The 22,940-nt window shown below is 71.6% G+C and carries 20 protein-coding genes and 2 pseudogenes; 7 read left to right on the top strand and 15 right to left on the bottom strand.

What is annotated here, in order from left to right:
• Positions 1–14: 14 nt before the first annotated feature.
• The 7 genes and pseudogenes from ACTMVF_RS35675 to ACTMVF_RS35645 form a co-directional block, all read right to left on the bottom strand.
• Positions 15–356 (bottom strand): hypothetical protein, encoded by a 342-nt coding sequence (locus tag ACTMVF_RS35675; protein WP_441275195.1) that lies wholly within the window; start codon positions 354–356, stop codon positions 15–17.
• Positions 357–403: 47 nt separating this feature from the next.
• A pseudogene (locus ACTMVF_RS35670) lies at positions 404–616 on the bottom strand (hypothetical protein); the annotation flags it as partial.
• A gap of 122 nt (positions 617–738) precedes the next feature.
• Entirely contained in the window at positions 739–3,870 is a 3,132-nt protein-coding gene (locus ACTMVF_RS35665; RefSeq protein ID WP_441275194.1) for an efflux RND transporter permease subunit, read from the bottom strand.
• Positions 3,871–4,064: 194 nt separating this feature from the next.
• Complete coding sequence (locus ACTMVF_RS35660; protein WP_441275193.1) at positions 4,065–4,748, bottom strand: response regulator; 684 nt, start codon at positions 4,746–4,748, stop codon at positions 4,065–4,067.
• A gap of 82 nt (positions 4,749–4,830) precedes the next feature.
• Positions 4,831–6,063: a sensor histidine kinase gene (locus tag ACTMVF_RS35655; protein WP_441275192.1), complete on the bottom strand. Its 1,233-nt coding sequence runs from the start codon at positions 6,061–6,063 to the stop codon at positions 4,831–4,833.
• Positions 6,064–6,214: 151 nt separating this feature from the next.
• A complete protein-coding gene (pspAA, locus tag ACTMVF_RS35650; protein WP_441275212.1) occupies positions 6,215–6,493 on the bottom strand; it encodes a PspA-associated protein PspAA in 279 nt (92 codons plus the stop codon).
• Positions 6,494–6,534: 41 nt separating this feature from the next.
• Positions 6,535–7,311, bottom strand: coding sequence for a PspA/IM30 family protein (locus tag ACTMVF_RS35645; protein ID WP_441275211.1), 777 nt, complete (start codon positions 7,309–7,311; stop codon positions 6,535–6,537).
• Positions 7,312–7,602: 291 nt separating this feature from the next.
• Here ACTMVF_RS35645 and ACTMVF_RS35640 point away from each other — a divergent pair, with 291 nt between their 5' ends.
• From ACTMVF_RS35640 to ACTMVF_RS35630, 3 genes are all read left to right on the top strand, one after another.
• Positions 7,603–8,232, top strand: coding sequence for a DUF3043 domain-containing protein (locus tag ACTMVF_RS35640; RefSeq protein WP_441275191.1), 630 nt, complete (start codon positions 7,603–7,605; stop codon positions 8,230–8,232).
• Positions 8,233–8,315: 83 nt separating this feature from the next.
• Entirely contained in the window at positions 8,316–9,017 is a 702-nt protein-coding gene (locus tag ACTMVF_RS35635; RefSeq protein ID WP_441275190.1) for a class I SAM-dependent methyltransferase, read from the top strand.
• Between the two features lie 79 nt (positions 9,018–9,096).
• Entirely contained in the window at positions 9,097–10,176 is a 1,080-nt protein-coding gene (locus tag ACTMVF_RS35630; RefSeq protein WP_441275189.1) for a S1C family serine protease, read from the top strand.
• A gap of 53 nt (positions 10,177–10,229) precedes the next feature.
• Here the strand turns inward: ACTMVF_RS35630 and ACTMVF_RS35625 are convergent, their stop codons facing one another.
• Complete coding sequence (locus ACTMVF_RS35625) at positions 10,230–10,442, bottom strand: hypothetical protein (protein ID WP_441275188.1); 213 nt, start codon at positions 10,440–10,442, stop codon at positions 10,230–10,232.
• 113 nt (positions 10,443–10,555) lie between these two features.
• Between ACTMVF_RS35625 and ACTMVF_RS35620 the strand changes: the two genes are divergently transcribed.
• Positions 10,556–11,758, top strand: a complete 1,203-nt coding sequence (locus ACTMVF_RS35620) for a bifunctional adenosylcobinamide kinase/adenosylcobinamide-phosphate guanylyltransferase (RefSeq protein ID WP_441275187.1) — start codon at positions 10,556–10,558, stop codon at positions 11,756–11,758.
• A 52-nt stretch (positions 11,759–11,810) separates the two neighbouring features.
• Here the strand turns inward: ACTMVF_RS35620 and ACTMVF_RS35615 are convergent, their stop codons facing one another.
• The gene (locus ACTMVF_RS35615; protein WP_441275186.1) at positions 11,811–12,626 is read right to left on the bottom strand and encodes a class I SAM-dependent methyltransferase; all 816 of its coding nucleotides are present in this window, start codon (positions 12,624–12,626) and stop codon (positions 11,811–11,813) included.
• A 216-nt stretch (positions 12,627–12,842) separates the two neighbouring features.
• Here ACTMVF_RS35615 and cobT point away from each other — a divergent pair, with 216 nt between their 5' ends.
• On the top strand, positions 12,843–13,988 hold the full coding sequence (cobT, locus tag ACTMVF_RS35610) for a nicotinate-nucleotide--dimethylbenzimidazole phosphoribosyltransferase (RefSeq protein WP_441275185.1): 1,146 nt from the start codon (positions 12,843–12,845) through the stop codon (positions 13,986–13,988).
• 105 nt (positions 13,989–14,093) lie between these two features.
• A pseudogene (locus tag ACTMVF_RS35605) lies at positions 14,094–14,465 on the top strand (hypothetical protein); the annotation flags it as partial.
• Here ACTMVF_RS35605 and ACTMVF_RS35600 read toward each other — a convergent pair.
• Positions 14,405–15,169: a hypothetical protein gene (locus ACTMVF_RS35600; RefSeq protein ID WP_441275184.1), complete on the bottom strand. Its 765-nt coding sequence runs from the start codon at positions 15,167–15,169 to the stop codon at positions 14,405–14,407. The pseudogene ACTMVF_RS35605 and the gene ACTMVF_RS35600 overlap by 61 nt on opposite strands.
• A gap of 73 nt (positions 15,170–15,242) precedes the next feature.
• On the opposite strand from ACTMVF_RS35600, the gene ACTMVF_RS35595 reads away from it, so the two are divergent.
• Positions 15,243–16,055: an adenosylcobinamide-GDP ribazoletransferase gene (locus tag ACTMVF_RS35595; RefSeq protein ID WP_441275210.1), complete on the top strand. Its 813-nt coding sequence runs from the start codon at positions 15,243–15,245 to the stop codon at positions 16,053–16,055.
• A gap of 3 nt (positions 16,056–16,058) precedes the next feature.
• On the opposite strand, the gene ACTMVF_RS35590 is transcribed toward ACTMVF_RS35595, so the two are convergent.
• From ACTMVF_RS35590 to ACTMVF_RS35570, 5 genes are all read right to left on the bottom strand, one after another.
• Positions 16,059–16,859 (bottom strand): endo alpha-1,4 polygalactosaminidase, encoded by an 801-nt coding sequence (locus ACTMVF_RS35590; protein WP_441275183.1) that lies wholly within the window; start codon positions 16,857–16,859, stop codon positions 16,059–16,061.
• The gene (locus ACTMVF_RS35585) at positions 16,856–17,524 is read right to left on the bottom strand and encodes a spherulation-specific family 4 protein (protein WP_441275209.1); all 669 of its coding nucleotides are present in this window, start codon (positions 17,522–17,524) and stop codon (positions 16,856–16,858) included. The genes ACTMVF_RS35590 and ACTMVF_RS35585 overlap by 4 nt, the downstream gene beginning before the upstream one ends.
• 5 nt (positions 17,525–17,529) lie before the next feature.
• Positions 17,530–19,038, bottom strand: a complete 1,509-nt coding sequence (locus tag ACTMVF_RS35580) for a hypothetical protein (RefSeq protein ID WP_441275182.1) — start codon at positions 19,036–19,038, stop codon at positions 17,530–17,532.
• Positions 19,035–20,567: a GT4 family glycosyltransferase PelF gene (pelF, locus tag ACTMVF_RS35575; protein ID WP_441275181.1), complete on the bottom strand. Its 1,533-nt coding sequence runs from the start codon at positions 20,565–20,567 to the stop codon at positions 19,035–19,037. The genes ACTMVF_RS35580 and pelF overlap by 4 nt, the downstream gene beginning before the upstream one ends.
• Positions 20,568–20,665: 98 nt before the next feature.
• Complete coding sequence (locus ACTMVF_RS35570) at positions 20,666–22,711, bottom strand: hypothetical protein (RefSeq protein ID WP_441275180.1); 2,046 nt, start codon at positions 22,709–22,711, stop codon at positions 20,666–20,668.
• Positions 22,712–22,940: the final 229 nt, after the last annotated feature.

The following is a 22,940-nucleotide window of genomic DNA, read 5'->3' as shown; positions in this document are numbered from 1 at the left end:
GCCGTGCGGCGTGCTCACCCCGAGGAGGATTTCCGCTCGGGGTGAGCGGGGTCGAGGCTGAAGCCGGTGCCGTCGGGGGTGCTCACGATCAGTGCGCCGCCGTACCGCAGTACCTGGGACTTGATCGACTCGCCGCTCGCGGGCTGATCGGCGTGCGCGCCCGTCTCCCGCGGCAACTCGCCCTCGCGGGTGTCGAGGGCGGCTACCCGGCCACTGATGCCGGCCAGGTACCACGTGCCGGTGCGGTCGTCGTAGGCGGGCTGCCCGGAGGCCTCGACGCTGGTCCGGGTCTGCCACAGCTGCTCGCCGGTCAGCGGGAGACGGCGGCCACCTGGCCGTTGGCCTGGGTGATCCACAGGGTGCCGGCGCCCGGCCGCACCGAGCCGTCGTAGGTCTTCGTCGGTTTGCCGGGCACGTACCGGGTCGCCGTCCAGGGCCGTACCGCCTCCTTGGCCGGCGTCCACCACGGGTGCGGTGAAGGCACCGCTCACCTTGCGGACGGCCTCGCGGCCCGAGCGCGCCCTGCCCCGGTAGACGATTCCATGCCTCCGGCCCCGAGCCGGTCGACCGGCTTGTAGCCGCCGACGGACTTCGGGTCGTCCCTGTGCAGCGGCACGCGCGAATCCCCTTCCGCCACGGATCAGTTCGAGGCCACGGAATACGTAACCCCGGGTACGGCAATGGCCGGGTCCCCGATCTCCGTGGATCAGGGGCCCGGCCGCCGTACGACAAGGGCCGTCACACGCCCGCGGGTTCGGGCTCCCCCGATTCCTTCGGCTGAGCAGGCGTCCCGGCCTTCTTGGCCTTCTTCGCCGCCCGCTTCTTCGCCCGGCGCTCCTTGCGGAGCTCCAGCATCGTGTACAGCGTCGGAACGAGCAGCAGCGTCAGCATGGTCGAGGTGATCAGGCCGCCGATGACGACCACCGCCAGCGGCTGGGCGATGAAGCCGCCCTCGCCGGTGACGCCCGCGGCCATCGGGAGCAGGGCGAAGATCGTCGCCAGGGCCGTCATGAGGATCGGGCGCAGCCGGTGCCGGCCGCCCTCGATCACGGCTTCGACGACGCCGTAACCCTGCTTCCGGTACTGGTTGATGAGGTCGATCAGGACGATCGCGTTCGTCACCACGATGCCGATCAGCATCAGCATGCCGATCATCGCGGGGACGCCCATCGGGGTGCCGGTCGCCACCAGGAGGCCGATCGCGCCGGTCGCCGCGAACGGGATCGACACGAGCAGGATCAGCGGCTGGGCCAGCGAGCGGAAGGTCGCCACCAGCAGCATGAAGACGATCGCGATCGCCGCCAGCATCGCCAGACCCAGGTTGGCGAACGCCTCGTCCTGGTCCTGCGAGACACCGCCGATCTCGGCCGTCGCGCCCGCCGGGAGGGTCAGCCCGTTGATCTTGGACTGGAGGTCCGCGCTCACCGCGCCGGTGTTGTCGCCGGTCGGCTTGGCGGTGATCGTGGCGGCGCGCTGACCGTCGATCCTGGTCATCGAGACCGGGCCGTCCACCAGCTTCACGTCCGCGATGTCACCCAGCTTCACCCGGCCCAGAGACAGGCCCTGAAGCTGCTTCAACGTCTTCGCGGGCTTCGCCGACCTGATGACGATGTCCCGCTCGGTGTCGTCGAGGGTCGCCTGGGCCGCCGTGTTGCCGCGGACCGCCTGGGCCACCGCCATGCCGAGCGTCTGGTCGTTGAAGCCCGCCGCGGCCGCCTTGTCGTTGGCCTTGACCGAGATGCGCGGCACGCTCTGCGACAGGTCGCTGGTCACGTCCGTGACGTCGTCCAGGCCGGCCACCGCCTCCCGGACCTGCTCGGCCGCCGTGCGCAGGACGCCCGCGTCGGCAGCCTTCACGACCACGCTCAGGTCCTGGGCGCCGAAGCCGTCACCGGCCGCGATGGTGGTCGTACCGATGCCGTCGAGGTTCTTCAGGCCCGCCTCGATACGGTCCTGCACCTCGTCGTACGACGCCGAGTCCGCCAGCATCACCTGGTACGACGCCTGGTTGGTGTCGGTGCCGCCGCCGAAGGCCGCCATGAAGCCGGACGAGCCGACCGTGACCTGGTAGTCCTTCACGCCCTCGGTTCCGGCGAGCAGTTTCTCGACCTTCTTCGCCTGCTCGTCGGTCGCCGCGAGGCTGGTGCCCGGCTTCAACTCCTGCTTGACGGTGAGGACTTCCTGCTCGCCCTGGTCGAAGAAGTTCGTCTTCAGCAGCGGCGCCATGCCGAACGTGCCGATGAGGATGACGATCGCGAGCAGCACGCTGGTGAGGCGGCGGCGCGTCGCGAACCGCAGGACGGGGACGTAGAAGCGCTGGAGCCTGCTCTTCGCCTCCTTCTCCTCGGCCTTGCGGCGGGCCTCGTCGGCGTCCTCCGGGGTGCCCTTCGGGGCGCGCAGGAACCAGTACGACAGGACCGGGACGACCGTCAGCGAGACCAGCAGCGACGCCAGCAGCGCGGCCGTCACCGTCAGGCTGAACGAGCCGAACAGCTCGCCCACCATGCCGCCGGTCAGGCCGATCGGCAGGAAGACGGCGACCGTGGTGAGGGTGGAGGAGGTGACCGCTCCGGCGACCTCGCGGACCGCCTTGAGGATGGCCTCCTCGCGCTCCTCGCCGTAGCCGAGGTGGCGCTTGATGTTCTCCAGGACCACGATCGAGTCGTCGACGACGCGGCCGATCGCGATGGTCAGCGCGCCGAGCGTCAGCATGTTCAGGGAGAGGTCCCTGGTCCACAGCACGATCAGCGCCAGGACCACGGACAGCGGGATGGACACCGCGGTCACCAGCGTCGAGCGGATCGACGCCAGGAAGACCAGGATGATGAGCACCGCGAAGAGCAGACCGAGCGCGCCCTCGGTGGTCAGGCCGTCGATGGACTTCTTCACGGCCGGGCCCTGGTCGCTGACCACGGTGAGCGTGGCGTCCGAGCCGAGGTCCTTGCGGAGCTCCGGGAGCTTGTCGCGCACCGCGTCCGAGATGGCGACCGCGCTGCCGTCGCGGTCCATGGTGACCGCGACCGCGAGGGACGGCTTGCCGTCGGTGCGGGTGATGGAGTCGGCCGGGGCCTGCTCCTGCTTGACGGTCGCCACGTCACCGAGGCGGACCGGCTTCTTCCCGGAGGTGCCCTCACCGGCGACCATCAGGTCCTTGATCTGCTCCAGCGAGGTGAAGCCGCCGCCCACCTGGACCGTGCGGTTGTCGCCGCCCTCGTCGAAGGAGCCGGCCGGGACGGTGGCGCCGCCCGCCTGCAGGGCCTGGGAGAGGGCCGCCGAGGTCAGGCCCGCCTTGGCCAGCTTCGCGTCGTCCGGCTCCACGGTGACCTGGAGGTCCCGTACGCCGTCGACGGTGACCTGGCCGACGCCGTCGATGTCCTCCAGCGCCGTCACGACCGTACGGTCGAGCTGGTCGGCCAGCGCCTGCTGGTCCTGGCCGGAGGTGACGGCGAGGACGACGGTCGGGATGTCGTCCGTGGAACCGGCGATGACCTGCGGGTCCACATCGTCCGGCAGCTGGACGCGGGCCCGGTTGACGGCCTGCTGGACGTCGGCGACGAGCTGCTGGGTGTCGGGGCCGTAGTCGAAGGACGCCATGATCACGGCGTTGCCCTCGCTGGCGGTGGAGGTGACGCCGGTGATGCCGTCGACGGCTTCGAGGCTGTCCTCGATCGGCTCGACGACCTGCTTCTCGACCACGTCCGGTGAGGCGCCCTGGTACGGCGCCAGCACGGACACCATGGGCAGTTCGATGGAGGGCAGCAACTGCTGCTTGAGCTGGGGTATCGCGATGGCGCCGAAGGCGATCGCGATGATCGACATCAGGCCGATCAGGGCCCGTTGGGCAAGGCTGAATCTCGACAGCCAGGACATGGGTCAGGGTCTCTCTTCTGTGAGCGGCAGAAGTGGGCAGCGGACGTGGCAGGGCGTCTGTGGCACACACGCAGCGCACCACTCATGTGAGCGCCCGCCCTAACACCCTGAGCCATCGGGGAGCCCGTTTCCGTAGACCCCAGGTCCATTTCCTTATACGGCGCATACTCCGGGCGCAGTACACCCGCTCCGGGTCACTCCACCCTTGGACGTACCAGGCCGGACTCGTACGCGATCACCACGAGCTGGGCCCGGTCGCGGGCGCCGAGCTTGGACATGGCCCGGTTGACATGCGTCTTCACGGTCAGCGGGCTGACCTCGAGCCGCTCGGCGATCTCGTCGTTGGAGTGCCCGCCGGCGACCAGGACCAGGACCTCGCGCTCCCGGACCGTGAGGGCGTCGAGCCGCTCGGCGCGGGCGGGGTCGCGGTCGTCGTCCGCGCCGTCGCCCTGGGCGAGGAAGCGGGCGATCAGCCCCTTGGTGGCGGCCGGGGACAACAGGGCCTCGCCGCCGGCCGCGATGCGGATCGCGCTGAGCAGTTCGTCGGGTTCGGAACCCTTGCCGAGGAAACCTGAGGCGCCGGCGCGCAGCGACTGCACGACGTAGTCGTCGACCTCGAAGGTGGTGAGGATGACGACGCGGACATGGGCGAGGGCCGGGTCGGCGCTGATCATGCGGGTGGCGGCGAGGCCGTCGGTGCCGGGCATCCGGATGTCCATCAGGACGACGTCCGCCCGCTCCTCCTTGGCCAGCCGCACCGCCTCCGCCCCGTCGGACGCCTCGCCCACGACCTCCATGTCGGGCTCGGAGTCGACCAGCACCCGGAAGGCGCTGCGCAGGAGGGCCTGGTCGTCGGCGAGCAGGACGCGGATGGTCATGCGGGGTCCTCCGCGGGGCACGAGGTGGATGGCTGGGCGCTATGAGAACTTCCGCGGGGTGCCCGGGAGTTCCGCGACCGGGTCATGCGGTGTCCTCGGCGGCGCGGGTGGGGCTCTTGATCGGCAGGATCGCATGGACGCGGAAACCGCCTCCGTAGCGGGGGCCGGTGGTGAGGGTGCCGCGCAGGGCGGTGACGCGCTCGCGCATGCCGAGCAGGCCGTGGCCGCCGCTGTCGGGCGCGCGGTCCTCGCCGGCGCCGTCGTCGAGGACGGTGATCTCGATGTTCGGCCCCACGCGGACGACGCTGACCTCGGCTTTCGCCTCCGGGCCCGCGTGCTTCTGCACGTTGGTGAGGGCCTCCTGGATGACGCGGTAGGCGGCCAGGTCGACGGCGGCGGGGAGGGTGGTGCCCTGGTCGGTGCGGGCGACCTCCACCTGGAGGCCCGCGCTGCGGAAGGTGCCCGCGAGTTCGTCGAGGCGGGCGAGGCCGGGGGCGGGTTCGGTGGGGGCCTCGGGGTCGCCGGACTGGCGGAGCAGGCCGACGGTGGCACGCAGTTCGTTGAGCGCGGAGCGGCTTGCTTCGCGTACGTGGGCGAGGGCTTCCTTGGCCTGGTCGGGCCGCTTGTCCATGACGTGGGCGGCGACGCCGGCCTGGACGTTGACGAGGGCGATGTGGTGGGCGACGACGTCGTGCAGGTCCCGGGCGATACGCAGGCGCTCCTCGGCGACGCGGCGGCGGGCCTCCTCCTCACGGGTGCGCTCCGCCCGTTCGGCGCGCTCGCGGATGGCGGCGACGAAGGCGCGGCGACTGCGGACCGCGTCGCCCGCGGTGGCGCCGATGCCGGTCCAGGCGAAGATGCCGAGGTTCTCCTGGGCGTACCAGGGCAGGGGCCCGGCGAGCATGGCGGCGCCGGTCAGGGCGGTGATGGTGAGCAGGCCCACGCGCCAGGTGGTGGTGCGGTCGGTGGTCGAGGCGACGGTGTAGAGGGCGATGACCGCGGACATGGCGACCGGGGCGCGAGGGTCGGCGCTGACGCATTCGACGAGGGAGAAGGAGCCGGTGAGGGCGAGGACCGGCAGCGGGGCGCGGCGGCGGAAGACCAGGGCTGCGGCGCCGAGGGTGATGAGCAGGAGGCTGAGCGCGTCCGGGGTGCGCAGGCCCCAGGTGACCCCGTTCTTCCCGTGCGGGTCCACGAACGAGCCGGCCACCATGCAGGCCAGTACGCCCACCGCCAACGCGGCGTCCAGCGCCATGGGGTGCGCCTTGAGGTGCCGCCGAGTGCGTTGCCCTGCGGGGCTTGGGACGGGGGCCAACGGGAGGTTCCTTGTGGTGTGTGCCCGGCGTTGCAGTGCGCGTCTGCTGGGGGCTGCCGCCCCCAGGCCCCCGCTTCGGCCCTGAACGGGCCTCGTCCTCAAACGCCGGACGGGCTGGATTTTACGGACCGGCGTCCACAGGCGCCCCGGATCAACCCGGGATCAAGCCATCGTCGCTCAGCAATTCCCGGACCTCCTCCAAGGTCGCGTCCGGAGACGGGAGGATCAGTTCCGACGGTTCCAAGGAGTCGTCGGGCAGGGGCTCGCCGAGTTCGCGGACCTTGGAGAGGAGGGCGTCGAGGGTGCGGCGGAAGCCGGGGCCGTCGCCGTTCTCCATTTCCACCAGGAGCTCGTCGTCGAGCTTGTTCAGCTCGGACAGGTGGCTGTCGGACAGCTTCACCTGCCCTTCACCCATGATCCGGACGATCATGTCGCCCATCTCGGCCTCCTCGGCGTGGGCCCCGCCGTCGGCTACTGCTTGTCGAAGCGCGGGGTGTCCTGCGGCTGCTGCTGGGACTGCGACTGACCGTTGCCGCCCTCGATGGCCTGCTGGCCGCCCGACGCCCCTCCCGCCAGCTCCGCCTTCATGCGCTGCAGTTCCAGCTCTACATCCGTACCACCGGAGAGCCGGTCCAGCTCGGCCTGGATGTCGTCCTTGTGCATGCCGGACTGGTCGTCGAGGGCGCCGGAGGCGAGGAGTTCGTCGATCGCGCCGGCGCGGGCCTGGAGCTGTGCCGTCTTGTCCTCGGCGCGCTGGATGGCCAGGCCGACGTCGCCCATCTCCTCCGAGATGCCGGAGAACGCCTCACCGATGCGGGTCTGGGCCTGGGCCGCCGTGTACGTCGCCTTGATCGTCTCCTTCTTGGTGCGGAAGGCGTCGACCTTCGCCTGCAGACGCTGGGCCGCGAGGGTGAGCTTCTCCTCCTCGCCCTGCAGCGTCGAGTGCTGTGTCTCCAGGTCCGTCACCTGCTGCTGGAGGGCGGCGCGGCGGGACAGCGCCTCGCGGGCCAGGTCCTCACGGCCCAGCGCGAGCGCCTTGCGGCCCTGGTCCTCCAGCTTCGACGACTGCTGCTGGAGTTGGTTGAGCTGGAGTTCCAGGCGCTTGCGCGAGGTGGCCACGTCGGCGACGCCGCGGCGGACCTTCTGGAGCAGCTCCAGCTGCTTCTGGTACGAGTAATCGAGGGTCTCGCGCGGGTCCTCGGCCCGGTCAAGGGCCTTGTTCGCCTTCGCGCGGAAGATCATCCCCATACGCTTCATGACACCGCTCATGGGCTTCGCGCGCCCCCTTCTGACGTCCAGCTCCAGCTCTGCGACAGAACCCACAGTACGGGCCCTGCATCCATTGACGCACTGTTCGGGGACGGATGCGCTCATCCCCAAGGACGACTGCCGACGCTCCCGCTCCGGCGTAAGGAGTAGGTGACTCCCGGGTGGCTCATGGGTGGTTCCGATGGCCGCCGGCCGAACCGTCTGCAACGTCCCCTCTGTCCCCCTACGACGACTGGTGTTGCCGGATCGTTCCCCACCGGACTGACGTCCATGCGTCGCCACCCCGTACCCTTGGGTTTTGTGTTCCGTAGCCGTGCCAAGGAAGAGAAGGCCCAGGCCGCCGACAAGGCGCTGGTGACCGACTCCAATCAGACCCGTCATCCCGAGGCCCCGAAGGGCCGCCCCACGCCCAAGCGCAGTGCGGCCCAGTCGCAGCGTCGCAGCGTGGCCAACACGTCGATGACGCGCAAGGATGCCGCCAAGCGCCAGCGCGAGGAGCGCCGGGCCGCCCTGGAGAGGCAGCGCCAGGCGCTGGCCGGGGGCGACGAGCGGTATCTGCCGGCCCGCGACAAGGGCCCGGTCCGCAAGTTCGCGCGTGACTTCATCGACTCGCGCTTCAACATCGCGGAGTTCTTCCTGCCGATGGCCGTGGTCATCCTCGTGCTGAGCATGGTGCAGGTGCCCGCGCTGCAGAACATCGCGCTGCTGCTGTGGCTGATCGTGATCGTGCTCATCGTGCTGGACTCGGTCGTCACCGGCATCCGTCTGAAGAAGCGGCTCGCCGAGCGCTTCCCCGACGAGAACAAGCGCGGTGCCGTCGCCTACGCGCTGATGCGCTCGCTGCAGATGCGCCGGCTCCGGCTGCCGAAGCCGCAGGTCAAGCGCGGAGAGCGGCCCTGAGCACAGCTGCTTTCACCGGGGGTGCGGCCGACGCGTGGCTCAGCAAGCTGGGCGGACTGCGCGATGTCGTACGACAGGAGCTGGTGGCCCGGCAGCTCGACGAGCAGATAGCCGGGCGGTTCCCGGTCGGGCAGCGGCTGCGGGTGCTCGACGTGGGCATGGGCCAGGGCACCCAGGCGCTGCGCCTGGCCAGGGCCGGGCACCAGGTGACCGGCGTCGAGCAGGACCCGAAGATGATCGCGGCGGCCCGTGAGGAGCTCGCCGGCGAGCCCGAGGGGATCCGGGAGCGGGTCCGCATCGTCCAGGGGGACGGGCGGGACACCGGCGTCCACTTTCTGCCGGGCAGCTTCGACGTCGTGCTGTGCCACGGCGTGCTGATGTACATCGAGGAGCCCGATCCGCTGCTGGCCGGGCTGGCCCGGATGCTCGCCCCGGGCGGACTGCTGTCGCTGCTCGTGCGCAACGGCGACGCGCTGGCCATGCGGCCGGGACTCGCCGGGGACTGGGCCGCGGCGCTGGACGCCTTCGACACCACCGCCTACCGCAATCGGCTGGGGCTCGACGTACGGGCCGACCGGCTCGCCGAGCTGACGGCGACGCTCGCCGGGATCGGGGCGCCGCTGCACACCTGGTACGGCGTGCGGGTGTTCACCGACACGGCTGCCGACGGGGCGGAGATCCCGGCGGACGTGGAGGCGTTGCTGGCGGTCGAGGAGCGGGCCGGGAAGACGGATCCCTATCGGAGCGTCGCGGCGTTGCTGCATCTGTGCGGAGTGCGCGGCTAGGTCCTGTCCAAGGCAGGGCCCGGGCTCGTTCGGGTGAGCACCACGGGCCGGAGCCGGGTTCCGCGGTGAGACTCGGGGCATGGATGCTCGCCGTTTCCCTGCTCTGCGGCCGGTCGTCGCGGCCGTCGCCGTGCTGTGCTGCCTCGGGCTTCTCTCCGCGTGCTCCGGCTCCTCCTCGCGCTCGCGCGAGGAGGGCTCGACCACGCAAGCCGCGCAGGCCGCCGTCCCGCGGGCGGTCGACGATCTGCAGGACGGCTACCTGAAGGTGATCAAGGACGTGCTGCCGTCGGTCGTGCAGATCCAGGCCAGGAACGATCTGGGCTCGGGTGTGGTCTACGACGGCCAGGGGCACATCGTCACCAACGCGCATGTCGTGGGGAACGAGGACAGCTTCCGGGTGACGACCGCCAACAGCGAGGACACCTTCACCGCACGGCTGGTCTTCTCCTACCCGCAGCAGGACCTCGCGGTCATCAAGCTCGACAAGGCGCCGAAGGGCCTGAAGGCGGCGGCGTTCGGGGACTCGGCGAAGGTCGAGGTCGGGCAGATCGTGCTGGCCATGGGCTCACCACTGGGACTGTCGTCCAGCGTGACGCAGGGCATCGTCTCGGCGACCGGACGGACCGTCACCGAGGGCCGCAGCCAGGGCGGTACGGGCGCGACGATCGCCAACATGGTGCAGACGTCGGCCGCCATCAACCCCGGCAACAGCGGTGGTGCCCTGGTGAACCTCGACGGCCGGGTCATCGGCATCCCGACCCTCGCGGCCACCGACCCCGGCGCGGGCGAGGGCGCGGCGCCCGGCATCGGGTTCGCGATCCCGGCGTCGACCGTGCGGACCATCGCCGACCAGATCGTGAGGGACGGCAGGGTCACCGAGTCGGGCCGGGCGGCGCTCGGCATCACGGGCCGTACGGTCGTGGACGACGACTATCAGGTCGCGGGCGTCGCCGTGGTCGAGGTGATGGCGGGCGGGGCGGCCGACAAGGCCGGAATCGAGCCCGGGGACGTCATCACCCGGCTCGGTGACACGGACATCACCACCATCACCTCACTCGCCGAGGAGCTTGCCTCCGACCGGCCGGGCGAGCGGACGACGGTGACGTACACGCGCAACGGCAGTGAGAAGACGGTGGATGTGACGCTGGGTGAGCAGTGACGGGAGGGCGGGGCGAGGGCCGGACGATCGTGGGGCCCTCACCCCCTCCCTGCCTACGACTGCTCGGCGTGCAGGCTCATCGGCCCGTAGATCTCGGTGGAGTCCTCGAACAGCCGTACCTGGTCCGCGCCGCCTTCCAGCAGCGCCTTCCAGTTCTCCCCGACCCAGGACTCGGCGTCCCCCTGGGTGGTGAACTCCTCGGGCTGCACCGCGGGCGGGACCTCCGCCCCGTCGGCCTTCTCGAACCGCCACGTCCATGCCGCCATGTACGCCTCCAAGGTGTCAGCACGTGCAGAGCAGGAGCCGGATCTTGGTCCGGCTCCTGCCCTGAGCCTAGCCGGATGCGCGAGACCTGCGCAGACACGCGAAAATCGGTTCTGTGGAACTGACTCTGCTCGGCACCGGTGCCCCCGCGGGACTCCCCCGCCCCGACTGTCCGTGTGCGGCCTGTGCGGGCGCGCTCGGCGATGACGCGCGGGCGGCCACCGCGTTGCTCGTGGACGGGGGGCTGTTGCTCGATCTGACGCCCGGGGCGGCGTTCGCGGCGGCTCGGGCGGGGCGTTCGCTGGCGGGGGTACGGCAGGTGCTGCTGTCGCATCCGCACGACGGGCCCGCCGTCGAGGTGCCGGCGGGGGTGCCGCAGCCCGGTCGGGTGCCGGACGGGCGGGAGTTGGCGCTGCTGACGGGGCATCGGGTGCGGGCGGTGGCGATGGACTCGCCGGGCACGGGGTACGCGGTGACCGGGCCGGACGGACAGCGGCTGCTGTACCTGCCGCCGGGGGGTGCGCCGGCCGGGCTGGAGGAGGGGTCCGTCGGGATGTACGACATGGTGGTCGCCGATGTCGTGGGGCGGCCGGACGCCCTGGCCAAGCTGCGGGCGGTGGGGGCGATCGGGCCGACCACGGATGTCGTCGCCGTCCATCTGGACCATGACGTCCCGCCGGGCGCCGAGTTGCGACGGCGGCTGGCCGCGGCGGGGGCGCGGGCGGTGCCGGACGGGGCGACGCTGGTGGTGGGGGCGTACGAGGACGTACCCGACGTGCCGCGGCGGACCCTGGTGCTGGGCGGGGCCCGGTCCGGGAAGTCGGTGGAGGCGGAGCGGCGGTTGGAGGCCTTCCCGGACGTGCTGTACGTGGCGACCGGCGGCACCCGGAGTGGCGACGGGGAGTGGGCGGCGCGGGTCGCCGCGCACCGGGAGCGGCGGCCGGGGTCGTGGCGTACGGCCGAGACGTGCGACCTGGTGCCGCTGCTGGCGGAGGCCGGGGCGCCGTTGCTCGTCGACTGTCTGTCCCTGTGGCTGACGGACGCCATGGACTCCGTGGGGGCGTGGGACGACGCGGTGTGGGCGGACGGCGGGGAGCGCGCGCTGCGGGAACGGGTACGGGAGTTGACGGAGGCGGTGCGGGCCACTCGGCGGACCGTGGTCGCCGTGTCGAACGAGGTGGGGTCGGGGATCGTGCCGGCCACGGCGTCGGGGCGGCGGTACCGGGACGAGCTGGGCCGGCTGAACGCCGCGTTCGCCGGGGAGTGCGAGCAGGTGGTGCTGGTGGTGGCGGGGCAGGCGCTGGTGCTGCGGGGCTAGACCTGTCCCCGGCACCGGAGGGACTGGCAGCCGGGATTTTGACGAGGGGGCCTCAGGCCGGTGCGGTCGGCTCCTTGCGGGCGATGACACGGTATGTGTTCGAGAAGCGGGTGTGGCGTAGTACGGGGGCCAGGACGTGGTCGAGGGCCCAGGCCACGGCCACCAGGGGCGCGCAGGCCCGGGACAGCGGGGAGGGCAGGAAGAACGCCAGCGTCCGCGAGGTCGCGGCCGCGAGGTCGTACGGGATGTGCGCGGTGCGGCGGTCCGTGGAGAGGACCGTGCAGCCCTGGGACTCCAGTTCCTGGCGGAGCGTGTCCAGGGGCATCAGGTGCAGGTGGCCGGGGCGGCTGTGCGGGGTCCACCATCTGCCGAGCAGCACGGCGAACACGCAGCGCGGGTCGGGGAGTTCGACGATGAGGTGGCCGCCGGGTCGCAGGACCGTGAGGGCGGCGCGGAGCTCCTCGCGGGGGTCCGGGGTGTGCTCCAGGTGGCGGAACATGCTGACGATGTCGTAGCGGGCGCGCAGCCGGGCCCTGATGCGGGCGTCCGTCAGGTTGCCGACGTGGGCCTCCTCCACCCGCTCGGCCACGCGTGCGTGCAGGACGCGGTAGGTCGGGTCCAGGCCGTCGAACGCCGTGTACGGGAAGAGTTCCTTCGCCACCTCCGGGAAGCGGGCGTAACCCGTGCCCACGTCCAGCCAGCTCTCCGGCTCGGGGAAGGCGAGCGCCGCGCGGGCCGCTGCCCTCAGCCGGCGGGACGGCAGCCGCGTGAGCCCCAGGTGCCGGGGGACGTAGGGCTGGTCCCGGCATGCGGCGAGGGTGAACGCGCAGTCGGCGCGGGCTCTTTCGGGGGGTGCGGTCGCGGTCATGGGGCGGCTCCCGGGCGCGAGGGCGTAGGGCGGGGGCGTACGGGGGGCATACGGCAGAACGGTGCGAGCATGCCCCGACAATCCACTGCAAAACGGAACGTATGGGATGCCGATCTTGGGTGCAACGACGTCGCGCCGATGCCGGGGGGACGTGGCGGAACCCCTGGTGGCCATGTGGCGCCGTTCTGTTCGACCGGTGCCGGTACTGTTCGGCGAATGAGCTCGCTTAATCTCGACGACTTCAGTGATCTGATCGAGCGCCCCGACGGTGGGGTGCGCCGTGACGCCGAGGCGCGCCGTGAGCGTCAGATCGTGCCGCCCGGCGCGCTGGGCCGCCTCGACGACCTGGGTGAGTGGCTGGCGGCGGCACAGTCCGCCGTACCGGTGCGGCCGATCGAACAGCCGCGGGTCGTGCTGTTCGCCGGTGACCACGGCGTCGCCGAGCTGGGCGTCTCGGCGCGACGTGCGGGCGGCGCCGTGGAGTTGGTGCGGGAGATCCTCGAGGGCGGCCGGCCGGTGTCCGTGCTCGCGCGGCGGCTCGGGGTTCCGGTACGGGTCGTCGACATGGCGCTGGACTGCGACCCGGAGTCGCTGCCGGAGGCCGTCGTACGGCATCGGGTGCGGCGCGGCAGCGGTCGTATCGATGTCGAGGACGCGTTGACGGTCGAGGAGGCGGAGGCCGCCTTCCGGGCCGGGATCGCGGTGGCGGACGAGGAGGCCGACTCCGGTACGGATCTGGTGGTGCTCGGCGATGTGAGCGTCGGCGGCACCACGGCGGCCGGGGTGCTCGTGGCGGCGCTGTGCGGGACGGACGCCTCGGTCGTCACCGGGCGCGGCGGGCTGGCCATCGACGACCTGGTGTGGATGCGCAAGTGCGCGGCCATCCGGGACGCCCTGCGCCGGGCGCGCCCCGTGCTCGGGGATCAGCTGCAACTGCTCGCGACGGTGGGTGGGGCCGATCTCGCCGCGATCACTGGGTTCCTGCTGCAGAGTGCGGTGCGGAAGATGCCGGTCGTACTGGACGGGGTCGTGGTCGCCGCGTGTGCGCTGGTGGGGCAGCGGATCGCGTTCCGGGCGCCGGACTGGTGGCTGGCCGCGCACAACAGCGGGGAGCCGGGACAGGCGAAGGCGCTGGACCGGATGGCCCTGGAGCCCCTGCTCGACCAGGGCGTGAAGGTCGGGGAAGGGGCCGGAGGACTGCTGGCCCTCCCCATGGTGCAGGCCGCCGCCGCACTGGCCGCGGAGCTGCCGGAGAAGCCGAAGCACTCGGAGACGGCGGAGGACTCGGAGACGCCGGAGGATTCGGAGACGCCGGAGGCCGAGGGGCCGGTGGCGGAGAAGGAACAGCCGGTGACCGAGTGACGGTGGTGTGCGCGCAGTTCGGCACTGCCGGGCTGCGCGGTCGCGACGGAGCGTGAAAAGGGCGGTTCATCGCGGTTGGGACCATATGATCCCCCCCTCGTGACGTGGCGGACGCTCGTCATCGCGTACGTCGCGACTCTCGCCGGCACCCTGTACGCGCGCGTGGGCATCGCGCTCGGCCCGGACCACCCGATCGGGCTGCCCGCCTCGGACGCCCGGGTCGTGGACACGGGGCCGTCGGCGGCGGTGGTGGGCCTCGCCGTGTTCCTCGGATGGCGCTACGGCGCCTATGTCACGGCCGGCGCGGTGATCGTGGCGATGGTGGTCGAGGTCGTGCTGAAGGAGAACCTCGCCGGCAAGGAGCACCTGGCGGCGATCGCGGCGGTGCTGGTGCTGTGCGCCTGGTCGGCGATGCGTCAGCGGCGCTCCAGGGCCCGGTCCGGGTCGGCGTCCGGCGCCCCGCCGATCCACTCCTGAAGTCTGCGACGGGGGCCCGCCCAGCGCTTGTCGTGGTGGTAGGCGCGCAGCTGGGCCTTGGCCCGGGCACGCGGGCGGCGGCGGTAGAAGCGCTTCGCCCAGGGGGAGTCGGGCCGGGCCAGGCGGACGGCACCGAACAGGGCGATGAAGGGGACGACCACTCCGAAGATCGCGATCCGGGCCTTGCCCTTGGCCAGGGCGATCAGAGCCAGGAGGAAGTTCCCGAGGATCGTACTGAGCACCGACCCGCGGTTCTGCAGTTCGTCGTCGCTGAGGTCGTTGACCCCGAAGGGCGCGTAGCCGAGCAGGAACAGGCCGGCCACGGCGGCGGTGAGCACGACCACCTCCACGCTCTTGCGGCCGGCCTCGGTCCAGTAGACGTCGTCCAGATGCACGATCAGCGCGAACTCGTCCATGACCAGGCCGGCGCCCATGCCGAAGACCACGGCGGCCACGGCCGCACCGAAGCCGCGCTGGCCGCTGGCGACCGCGCAGAAGCCGCCGATGACCGTGAGGACGACTCCGGGGACGACATGGTGGATGTGGACGGCGCCGGTCTCGATGTTGCGGAAGGGTCCTTTGCCCGCGCGGATGAGGCGGGTGATGACGCGGGTGACGAGGAAGGTGACCACGAAGGCGGTCAGGGCCAGGAGCAGGGGGAGCTTGCCCGGTTCGATGATGTTGCGCTGCCACCAGTCACCCATGGCTTCAGTGTGTCCGGGGCAGGGGTGGGCCGCCTGGCGGGTAGGGCGTCCGGGCTAGTCTGCGGGCGTGTCCATGACCCCGCCGCCCCCGCACGCTCCCCGGTCGCACGGTCTCCGTGTCCACGGTCTCCGTTTCGCCTTCGGCACCCTGAGCGTGCTCCCCGTCAAGGTGAGCCGGTGGGACCGGGAAGCGGCGCGCGGCGGGATGCTGTGCGCCCCGCTCGTCGGTGTGGTCCTCGGCTGCGGTGCCGCGTCCCTCGCGCTGGTGCTGCTGTTCCTCGGCGCCGGTCCTCTCCTCGCCGCAGTCGCCGCCGCCGCCGTCCCGGCCGTACTCACCCGAGGGCTGCACCTCGACGGGCTCGCCGACACCGCCGACGGGCTCGGCAGCGGCAAGCCCGCCGAGGACGCGCTGCGGATCATGAAGCAGTCGGACATCGGACCCTTCGGCGTCATCACGCTCGTGTTCGTGCTGTTCGCGCAGGTGGCCGCCCTCTCCCAGCTGTACGGCGACTCGTGGGCCCGGGGTGCCCTCGCCACCGTCGTCTCGGCCGTCGCCGCCCGGCTCGCGCTCACCCTGGCCGCCCGCGCCGGGGTGCCCGCCGCGCGGCCGGAGGGGCTGGGGGCCGCGGTGGCCGGCGTCGTCCCGGTACGGAGTGCGGTGGCCGTCGCCCTGGCCGTGACCGGCGTCGCCGCGGCGGCGGGAGCGCTGCTCGGGACGTACGACCTCGCCCGCGCCGCCCTGGCGGTCCTCGCCGCACTCGCCGCCGCCGAGCTGCTCCTGCGGCACTGCACGCGCCGCTTCGGCGGCGTCACCGGTGACGTGTTCGGAGGGCTCGCGGAGACGGCGGCGACGACCGCGCTCGTCGTGCTGGCACTGGGCGACTGAGCCTCAGCACGCCCGTCGCCACACCCCCAGCTCGTACTTCTTCAGCATCGAACTCAGCTTCAGGCGACGCGACTCGGCGCAGAAGCTGCGCGTGGGGACCTCGTACTCGACGTGGAACACCGCCTTGCCGGCCTTCACGAAGGGGCTCAGGGCCGCGCACTCCCCGTACTGCGCGCACTGCTCGTTGACCGCGAAGTCGAAGTCGTCCACGAGCTCGGGGATCTGGTCCAGGTCGTTCTTCAGGCCGACCGCCATGCCCCGCTCGTGGGCCAGCGTGGCGATCAGGCGGTTGTAGCGGAGCTGGTCGCGGGCCTTCAGCGGGAAGCCCGTGCGGTTCTTGTAGCCGTCCATGTTGTCGGGCTCCACCGCGTCGAAGCCCTTGTCGCGGCACATGTCGATACGGTCCGCCATCAGGGGTTCCAGGACGTCCAGGCGACGGATGTCGAGCCAGCGCTCGCCCTCCCAGCCGTTGCCCTTGCCGATCACCGACTTGGGGAACTTCCCGGCGTCGGGCCGCCAGTCCTCCCAGGCGCCGGTGGAGAGGTAGCAGATGACCTTGCGGCCCTCGCGGTGCAGCGCGGCGACCGTCTTCTCGGACTGGTCGAAGCCGTCGATGTCGTAGACCGGCACGTCGACGGAGGTGTCGATACGGCCGCGCAGCTGCCACTGCCAGGCCGTGCCGGGCCGCGGCTGCCAGCGCGCGCCACTCGGACCCCCCTCGGCGTCATCGGCGCCGTCGGGGGACGTCGTGCAGCCCGCGAGGAGGACAAGAGGCAGAACGACCAGCGGAATGAGGCGTCTCACCGAGCGGGCTCCAGAGTGTGCGGCAACGTACCCCACGGATGATCGCCCATCCCCGGTACCCCGCAGTGCACGGCGGCCCCGCGGGCTCGGGCCAGGTCCGCCACCTCGACGCCGGCCGGGACGCCGTACACCAGATGGCACAGGCGCACTCCGCCGCCGCCCCGCCACTGCTGCGGGCCGAGCCGGGTGTACGACTCCCAGGTGCCCTCGAAGGTGACCAGGAGGTCCGCGATCCTGGCGTACGACGGGTGGGGTGCCGTGCCGTGGTTCAGGGCGAGCGTGCCGCAGCCCACGCCCCAGGCCGCCGTCGCGAGCCGCTGGTAGTACGCGAACTCCTCGCGGCCCGCGGCGACTTGGTCGAGGAAGACGCCGTCCGCGGCGTACCAGTCGCGGTGCCGGGCGATGTCGCGTACGACGTCGGCGTGCGGTCGGCGGCCGTAGTCGGTGTCGGCGTAGCCGAGCACCCGCACTCCCCCAGGGGAGGGACCCCCAGCGCCGCGCAGCCGGGTCGCGACCTCGGCGAACGCCGCGTCGGGCGTTTCACCGGGGCCGCTGGCCGGGTTGAGGACGACCCCGTACAGGCGGGGCGCGGCCGTGATGATCGCGTCCCATTCGGCGGGGCGGACGGACGGGTGCTCGTAGTACGGGACCAGCAGCTCGTTCATCGGTGTCATCGGTGGGCGGTCGCTCTCCCCAACAGGGCGCAGACGAGGGCGGCTTGGATCATCGCCGCCGTCCCGTACACGATCAGGCCGACCTCGTGCGGGCCGCCCGTGTGGGTGACCAGGCCGACCGTCTGGGCGAGGGCCGCCACGCAGCACACCGTCGCCGCGCTGAGCACCGCGCCGAAGGACTGCAGCAGCAGGCCGGTCCACAGCAGTACGCCGAGGAGGAGCAGGCCGGCGAGGCGGATGCCCGCGATGCCGGGGGCGTGCGGCCACAGCGCGGAGGTGGCGAGGCTCAGGGCGAGCAGGGAGAGCAGGTAGGCCGACAGGCACTTGACGACGGTGACCGTCGTGGTCCGCCAGAAGGCCTTCGGTGTGCTGCTGGAGCGCAGGCCGGCGAGGCTGCCGCTGCGGAAGCGGTGCAGGAGCCATTCGGCGGGGCCCATGCTGAGCGTCAGGGCCACTGCGGCCGGGGCGGCTATCGCGCTGTGCTGCTCGCCGGTGAGGATGTCGCCCAGGGCCGCGTAGAGGACGAGGACGCCGGTGGCCAGGCCGAAGAGGGCGTACGGGAGGGATGCAGAGAGACGGGGGCCCATTGTCGTTGATTGACTGCGGGTGCGTCGTGGCGTGTCGCGCCCACGCGGCGGTAGCCGCATGTCCGATACAGCCCCGCGCCCCTTTCGGGGCGCTACCTCACGTAGGCCAAGAAACGTCACCACTGTCAGCGAACCCAGAAGCAGGGCCAGTCTCGCGGCGTCCGGCACTGGATGGATCAGGGCCAGGACCGCGCCCGCCGACATCGGCAGCAGAGCCACCAGCAGGGCCCGTTCGCGGCCCATGACCAGGAGCGCGGTTGCCGCGCCCAGGTAGATCGACTGGCCGGCCGCGAAAGCGACGCCGACGGAGGCGGCGCCTGCGACGGCCAGGGACACCAAGGCACCGAGCATGGCGCCCGCCGGGGCGCCGAGGAGCAGAGAGCGGCGGGCGGCATCGCGGTCGCCCAGCCCCAGCCAGGAGTACGCCCGGTGGGCGAGCCCCTGGTTCCAGGTCCAGCCGACCAAGGCGCCGGCCAGCAGCGGGACCGTGCCGGCGGGGAGGCCGAAGTCGTCCCGCGAGCCGGCGAGGAGGGGTGCGCCGAGGACGTAGCCGAGGCCCGGGAGGGCGAAGACCACGCCACGCAGCAGACAGCCCAGCAGGCTCACCTGCCAGGGGTCGCGGACCGGCCCCTCCGGCTCCGGGTAGCGGCGCTCCACCCGCTCGTACAGTTCCTCGGCGAGGGCGAAGGAGTTCTTCACGCCGTAGCGCTCGCGTATCTGGTCGTCCGACAGGCCGTCGGACTCCAGCAGTGCGGCGATCTCGTCGGGGTGGACGGCGGCGGCGATGAAGTCGTCGAGGCGTTCGGCGAGTTCGTCGATGGGGTCGGGCTGCGCCCAGCTGGGTGCGGTGCGCTGGCGCGGGATCGCGGGCAGGGTGTCGGGACGGGAGCCGGGCGGCATCCAGAGGCTTCCGCTCACCAGCCGGTTCCGTCCGTCGCGACCTTCTCGTACCAGGGGTCGCGCAGTTCGAGGGTCCAGTCGGCGACCGTTTCGAGCGTGGGCTCGTACACCTCGGGGCTGCCCGCGAGCTCTTGATAAATCGTCCGGAAATTGTCCACGGAGCGGCGGAGCGTGAAGCGGTCGATCACCCGCTGACGGGACAACTCGCCCAGTTCACGGCGCCGTTCGTCGTCCCTGAGCAACGTCAGCACGGCGGCCGCCATCTTCTCCGGCTCCCGCGGCGGGACCACCAGACCGGTGTCGCCGACGGCCTCGCGCACTCCCCCGACGTCCGTCGACACCGTCGTACGGCCGCAGGACATGGCCTCGATGATGGAGAACGGGAAGCCCTCGGAGATGGACGACAGCATGACGACGTGACCGGCGGCGTAGGCGCGCCAGACCTCGCTGATGCGGCCCTCGAAGGTGAGGCCGTCCGTGACACCGAGTTCGGCGGCGAGTTTCTCCAGCTTGGTGCGGTAGGCCTCGCCGCCGGGCGGGACGGGGCCGAACAGGCGCAGGCGGGTCTCGGGGAGTTCGGCGCGGACGTCGGCGTAGGCCCGCAGCAGGGTCTCCAGGTCCTTGATGGGGTCGACACGGCCGCACCAGGTGAGGGTGGGGACCTCGGGCTCGGGGCCGGCGTGCGGAAAGGCGTGCGGGTCGACGCCGTTGTAGACCGTGCGGATCTTGTCGGCGTCGGCGCCGCCGCGCTCCTCCCAGCGGCGGTTGTACTGGTTGCAGGGGGTGATCAGGTCGGCCGCCCGGTAGCCGAGTGAGTTCAGCTCACGGTAGAAGCCGAGCATGAACGCCTTCACCGGCCAGCGCTGGGCGTCGCTGCGGTAACCGAGATAGCGCTCGCGCAGATAGATGCCGTGCTCGGTGAGGAGGAAGGGCACGCCGTCCAGCTTGTGTGCCGCGAGGGCGGGGAGGGTGGCGAGGCCGCTGCTCACCGCGTGGGCGACGGAGTCCTCGGGGATGCGGATCCCGAGGGGGCGCAGGGCGTGTTCCAGCAGGTCGGTGGCGGTCAGGGCGTCGTGGACGGTGGGGCGGGCGGCCGCGGTCGGCAGATGCGGCATCGTCCATACCCACATCAGCGACCGCAGCGCCGACTCGGTGCGCAACGCCGCCGACAGGCGCCCGTCGCGGGCGAGTTCGGCCAGCTCGTACAGGGCCTCGCCGAAGTCGGTGTGGGACTCGGGGCCCGTGGGGTCGAGGAAGGAGAGCAGGAAACGCTCGTAGGAGTCGGTGAAACGGCGCCGGGCCCTGCCGTACGGCGCCCTTTTGCGTCCCGGACGCGGGCCCCAGGTCGGTACGGAGGTGTGCCGGTAGACGTTCGGCGGCAGCTCCCACGTGACGGGTTCGCGGCCGGTTCCGGTGAGCGAGACGATGTGGAAGTCGACCTCCGGCATGCCCTTGACGAGCTGGTCGCACCAGGTGCTGACCCCGCCGTGGACGTGTGGGTAGGTGCCTTCGGTGAGCATGGTGACATGACGGCCCGTGGGCATCATGCGAGTTCCCCCCTGTGGAGCAAAGGTGGTGCTACGGCCCGGAGGCGCACCCCGGTCGGTTGGTCGTGAAGCGACCGGGGTGCGCTGTGGCGCTGTACTTACGACGGCAGCTTCAGCCGGAGAGCGGTCTGGAGCGGTGCGGGCGTGGTCCAGCCCGAGCGCGCTCCCGCGTACGGCGTCCCGAACGCGGTGGTACCGAGGAGGAGTTGCCGGGTGGTTCCTTCCGGTGCGGTCACCGGGATCCGGGTCCCGGACGGGGCGGTGACGGTGACGGTGTCGCCGATGCGGTACGCCGTGACGGAACGGTTGGCGAGAGCGGTCTGCCAGGCGGCGCGGTGCCGCAGCTCGGTGCCGATGGCGCTCTGCGCGAGGTTCTGCACCGGGGTGTTGTCGGCGAAGAGTGCCTGGTAGTCGGCGAGCACCTGGTCCAGGACCGGGTACAGCGTCCGGTCCTCGGCCAGGTTGGACTGGTGGGCGTAGTGCGGGCGCGGGTCGTTGCCGATCGCGTGTCCGAGGGCGGTGCGGGCCTCCAGCGGGACGATGTACTCGTCGTATCCGGTGGCCGTGTCCAGCGGGTCGGCCAGGCAGGTGGAGGCGGGGTTGGTCTCGCAGACGCCGCTGCCGCCGTCGGCCCTGGAGGTGTAGATCCAGTTGTACTCGTCGACCATCTCCTCCTCGGTACCCACGTTGTAGTACACGTTCATCGGGTGCCTGGGCACGGTCAGCGCGGCGCCGACCGCACGCTGCTCGGGCTCACGGGAGTTGTCGGAGGCGGTCCACTTGACGCCGTTGTCGGCGAGGGCGCCGGCCAGGTTGGGGTTGTCGTCGGGCTGCTGCGGCAGGGTCTTCAGGCCCGAGTGCTCGCCGGTCACCAGCTCCGTGCGGTCGAGCGGGAGCCCTTTGGTGACGCCCCAGTTGTAGTTGTCGCGGATCTGAGCCGAGATGTCCGCGCGGCTCATGTACCGGGTCGAGCCGTCGGCGTTCTTGGCGCAGCTCCAGGGCACGGTCGAGGTGTCCTGGACGCAGCCGAGGAACGGGTGCGTGTAGGTGTGGTTGATCCAGCGGTACTGCGCCTTGTCGGCCAGCAGTTGGTCGGTGAGGGCGTCCGTGCCGCCGTTCTCGCTCTTCCACTGCTCGCCGGCCCCGGCGTTGTAGACCATGTCCAGCGTGAAGCCGTGCTCCCGCTGCCACTGCGCGGCGTGGACCGCGTCCTCGGCCGTCATGCGGATCGGCGTGGTTCCCTCGCCGTCCCCGCCCACGCAGTCGAAGTCACCGGGGGTGCAGTTGTGCTCGGTGTCCCAGCGGCTGTCGGGCGCGAAGACGTCGTCGACGTGCACCGCGAAATAGTTGCGCGCCTGACCCAGGTGCACGCCCTGAGTCAGCCATTCGACGATGCCGCGGGCAAGGACCCGGAACTGCTGCTGGTACGCGTTGTACGCGAAGGTCACGACCAGTTCGCGGCGCCCGTCGTGGCTGTACTCGCCGATCAGGCTGCCGCGCCCGGAGCCGGCGGGCACGGGAATGTCGACATAGCTGGTGAAGCCCGTACGGGGCCGGGCGACGAAGCCGTAACTCTCCTGTACGGAGGCGTCGTTGTCCTCGAACGTGAAGGCGCCGTCGAGATAGCCGAAGTACCCCGCCTTGCCCTCGGTCGTGACGGCTGCCGCCCGCCCGTCGAGGGTGCCGGCCCAGCCGCCCTCGCTGGTGTAGTCGAGGCCGACGCCCGGGTGGGCCCAGGTGTAGGCGTCGACCTGCGGGATGCCGTAGGTCCGCTCGTAGCTCTCCAGCGCGGTCTGCTCGGCGGAGCCCGCGCCGAAGGGGGCCTCGTTGGGCAGGACGACGCCCTGGTACTTGGCCCGGGGTGTGCCGTTCACCGTGTCGCTGAGGAACGCGCCCGTGATGGTCGGGCGGTTCGCGTCGGTCAGGTCGACGGTGGTGTACGGGATGCCGGTGCTCTTCAGCTGGGCGGTGATGGCCCGGACGGGGCTGTCGCCGTTGTCCACGACCAGCACCCTGAGATCGATGCGCGGCTCCCCCGCGGCCGCGGCGCCCGGGGCCGCCAGGCCCAGCGACAGCAGACCCGCGGCTGTCAGGACGGCAACGACGTTTCTGCGGTTTCTCCATCGGTGCGCACTGCGCGCCATTGTTTTGCCCCTTCCCCCCAGAAGATCCCCTCATGGCCGCTGGTGACGAATCGGCAGGGGATCCGTGGAAATCATGCAAAGCGGCAAGCCGATCGCTCGCCGGAACCAGACGAGTGTGACTCAGCTCACCGAGGGCGTGGATCAAGAAATGACCACGACGCCACCGAGAGGTGAACGCCCGTAGGAATGAGCGAACGCTCACACGAGCGTAGGCTCATCCCGAGTGTTC

Origin of the sequence: Streptomyces sp. SD31 (assembly GCF_052068475.1) — a bacterium.
GTDB lineage: Bacteria > Actinomycetota > Actinomycetes > Streptomycetales > Streptomycetaceae > Streptomyces.
This window is presented reverse-complemented; position numbering and strand designations above follow the sequence as displayed.

Bases quoted from the DNA above. Each gene is read 5' to 3' on its own strand.
- pelF (WP_441275181.1), bottom strand. From the start codon at position 20,567: ATGATGCCCACGGGCCGTCATGTCACCATGCTCACCGAAGGCACCTAC.
- ACTMVF_RS35630 (WP_441275189.1), top strand. From the start codon at position 9,097: ATGGATGCTCGCCGTTTCCCTGCTCTGCGGCCGGTCGTCGCGGCCGTC.
- ACTMVF_RS35585 (WP_441275209.1), bottom strand. From the start codon at position 17,524: ATGAACGAGCTGCTGGTCCCGTACTACGAGCACCCGTCCGTCCGCCCC.
- ACTMVF_RS35640 (WP_441275191.1), top strand. From the start codon at position 7,603: ATGCGTCGCCACCCCGTACCCTTGGGTTTTGTGTTCCGTAGCCGTGCC.
- ACTMVF_RS35660 (WP_441275193.1), bottom strand. From the start codon at position 4,748: ATGACCATCCGCGTCCTGCTCGCCGACGACCAGGCCCTCCTGCGCAGC.
- ACTMVF_RS35625 (WP_441275188.1), bottom strand. From the start codon at position 10,442: ATGGCGGCATGGACGTGGCGGTTCGAGAAGGCCGACGGGGCGGAGGTC.
- cobT (WP_441275185.1), top strand. From the start codon at position 12,843: ATGAGCTCGCTTAATCTCGACGACTTCAGTGATCTGATCGAGCGCCCC.
- ACTMVF_RS35645 (WP_441275211.1), bottom strand. From the start codon at position 7,311: ATGGGGATGATCTTCCGCGCGAAGGCGAACAAGGCCCTTGACCGGGCC.
- ACTMVF_RS35570 (WP_441275180.1), bottom strand. From the start codon at position 22,711: ATGGCGCGCAGTGCGCACCGATGGAGAAACCGCAGAAACGTCGTTGCC.
- ACTMVF_RS35665 (WP_441275194.1), bottom strand. From the start codon at position 3,870: ATGTCCTGGCTGTCGAGATTCAGCCTTGCCCAACGGGCCCTGATCGGC.
- ACTMVF_RS35595 (WP_441275210.1), top strand. From the start codon at position 15,243: ATGACCCCGCCGCCCCCGCACGCTCCCCGGTCGCACGGTCTCCGTGTC.
- ACTMVF_RS35600 (WP_441275184.1), bottom strand. From the start codon at position 15,169: ATGGGTGACTGGTGGCAGCGCAACATCATCGAACCGGGCAAGCTCCCC.
- pspAA (WP_441275212.1), bottom strand. From the start codon at position 6,493: ATGATCGTCCGGATCATGGGTGAAGGGCAGGTGAAGCTGTCCGACAGC.
- ACTMVF_RS35615 (WP_441275186.1), bottom strand. From the start codon at position 12,626: ATGACCGCGACCGCACCCCCCGAAAGAGCCCGCGCCGACTGCGCGTTC.